We start from the raw sequence: 2,533 nt of genomic DNA on the forward strand, positions 1-2,533 counted from the left end.
GTGTGCACGAGCACGTCCACCCCGCCGAGGCGGGAGACCAGCCCGGGGTCGCACACGTCGGCGATGCGCCAGGTGACGCCGCGCAGGTCGGCGAGCTCGGCGTCGATGGCGACGACCTCACGCAGGCGCGCGGAACTCTCCGGCGCGGCCAGGCGTTGCACGAGGAGCCGGCCCACCCCGGAGGCGGCACCGGTGACAGCGACCACCGTGCCCGCTCCCTCGGAGGGGCTGTGCTCTGGGCGAACCTGGCTGCTTTCGGTATTCACTCCGGGCGACTCCCAGCTAACGTGACAGTGGAGACCAAACCTAATCCTGCCTGAGGTCTGATTGTGAGCGACCTGCCATTCGGTTTCAGCATGCCGAACGATCCCGATGACGAGTCCGGACGCCGTTCTGGCGACTCCGGCTCGGGTGCCGGCAGCGGCGGCCCGGGCGGAGGAGGATCCGGAACGCCGGACGGCTTCCCGTTCGGCGACCCGCAGCAGATGGCCAACATGCTGCGTCAGTTCGCCGACATGATGTCGGCCCAACCCGGCCCCGCTCCCGGTTCCGGCGGCGACCAGAGGTCGTCGTCCGGTGTGAACTGGGACATGGCCAAGGACGTCGCGCGCCAGACGGTCGCCCAGGAGGGCGACCCGAGCGTTCCGGCGTCCGACTACGCCAGGGTCGAGGAGGCCCTGCGCCTGGCCGACCTGTGGCTCGACCAGGCTACCGACCTGCCGTCGGGCGTCCACACCGCCCAGGCCTGGAGCCGGTCGGAGTGGATCGAGCGGACGATGGACTCGTGGGCGCAGCTGTGCGACCCGCTGACCAGCAAGACCGTCCGGTCGATGGGGCAGAACCTGCCCGAGGAGATGCGGTCCGTGGCCGGTCCGCTGCTGGGCATGATCCAGCAGATGGGCAGCATGATGGTCGGCCGCCAGGCGGGCCAGGCCGTGGGCGAGCTGTCCCGCGAGGTGGTCGGCACCGCCGACATCGGACTGCCCCTGGCCGGTGAGGGCCGTGCGGCGCTGCTGCCCTCCGGCGTGGCGCGCTTCAGCGAGGGCCTGGAGGTCCCCGAGGACGAGGTGCGCCTGTACCTGGCCGCCCGCGAGGCGGCCGTGCACCGGCTGTACTCGCACGTGCCGTGGCTGCGCTCGCACGTGTCCCGGCTGGTCAACGAGTACGCGGACGGGATGTCCTTCGACATCAGCGGCCTGGAGGACCGGCTCGGCGAGATCGACCTCACCAACCCCGAGGCGCTCCAGGAGGCCCTGGGCGGTGTCGGGGGCGAGGGGCTGTTCCAGCCCGAGGACACCCCGCAGCAGAAGGCGGCGCTGGCCCGGTTGGAGACCACCCTGGCGCTGATCGAGGGCTGGGTGGCCACCGTGGTCTCGTCCGCGGTGTCGGGCCGTCTGCCGCAGGCGGACGCCCTGGCCGAGGCGACCCGGCGCCGCCGGGCGACCGGCGGGCCCGCCGAGCACACGTTCGCCGCCCTGGTCGGCCTGGAGCTGCGCCCGCGCCGCCTGCGCGAGGCGTCCGCGCTGTGGTCCGCCCTGGAGGAGGCGCGCGGTGTGGAGGGCCGGGACGCGGTCTGGGAGCACCCGGACCTGATGCCCACCGGCGACGACCTGGACGATCCCGAGGCCTTCGTGCGCGGGGGCGGTGACGGGTTCGGCGACGCCGACTTCGACATCTCCTCGCTGACCGGGGACGCTCCCGGCCGGGAGAGGGCGGGGACCGACGGGGACGCGTCCGGGGAGGGGCCTTCCGACGAGGGCGCCCCCGGCGGTGACCGGGACGGCGACGGGGACGACGACCGGAGAGAGGGCGCGTAGGTGTCGCTGCACGCGGACGCCCGGGCGGTGCTGGACGCGTGGACCGCGCCCGACGCCCGGCAGGAGGAGCTGCGCCGCTCCTACCTCGACCACCTGGACGCGCACGGGGACGGGATGTGGCGCTCCTGCCTGCCCGGCCACGTGACGGCCAGCACGGCGATCATCTCCGCCGACGGCTCGCGGGCGGTGCTCACCCTGCACCGGATCCACCGGATCTGGTTGCAGACCGGCGGGCACTGCGAGCCGGAGGACGCCACCCTGGGCGCGGCGGCGCTGCGCGAGGCCACCGAGGAGTCGGGCATCAGGGGGCTCACCCTGCTGCCCGAGCCCGTCGGGCTGGACCGCCACGCGGTGCCCTGCGGGGGCGGCAGCTTCCACCTGGACGTGCAGTACGCGGCGGTCGCCCCCGAGGACGCGGTGCTGGTGCGCGACCCCGACGAGTCGGCCGACCTGGGCTGGTTCCCGGTGGACGACCTGCCCGAGCCCTCCGACGAGGTGTGCCGTTCGCTGGTGCGCGCAGCGGCCGAGGCGGTGGGGCGCCGCCTGCGGGCGTCCGCCCGCCCCCCGAGCACGGACCCGGGCACGCGCTGACCTGGAACGCGGCGGCGCGCTGGAGCGGTCGCCAGCCCCGTTCCTGCGGTCCCACGGCACACGACGGCCCCGCACCGGTCACGGGTTCCAGCGATCCCCGCGGCACCCCGGAGTCCGGGGCGCCG

2 protein-coding genes and 1 pseudogene are annotated in these 2,533 nt (G+C 74.6%); 2 read left to right on the plus strand and 1 reads right to left on the minus strand.

Annotated features, from left to right (window positions below; all coding sequences use genetic code 11):
• Positions 1-206 (minus strand): annotated as a pseudogene (locus DQW06_RS28465) (NAD-dependent dehydratase); the annotation flags it as partial.
• A gap of 123 nt (positions 207-329) precedes the next feature.
• On the opposite strand from DQW06_RS28465, the gene DQW06_RS28470 reads away from it, so the two are divergent.
• Both DQW06_RS28470 and DQW06_RS28475 read left to right on the plus strand, forming a co-directional pair.
• Positions 330-1,817 carry a zinc-dependent metalloprotease gene (locus DQW06_RS28470; protein ID WP_071622685.1) on the plus strand — a complete coding sequence of 496 codons (1,488 nt, stop codon included), beginning with the start codon at positions 330-332 and terminating at the stop codon, positions 1,815-1,817.
• Positions 1,818-2,408 carry an NUDIX hydrolase gene (locus tag DQW06_RS28475; protein WP_013154806.1) on the plus strand — a complete coding sequence of 197 codons (591 nt, stop codon included), beginning with the start codon at positions 1,818-1,820 and terminating at the stop codon, positions 2,406-2,408. It begins immediately after the preceding gene.
• Positions 2,409-2,533: the final 125 nt, after the last annotated feature.

Source organism: Nocardiopsis sp. TNDT3 (assembly GCF_003427465.1).
GTDB classification, from domain to species: Bacteria; Actinomycetota; Actinomycetes; order Streptosporangiales; family Streptosporangiaceae; genus Nocardiopsis; species Nocardiopsis dassonvillei.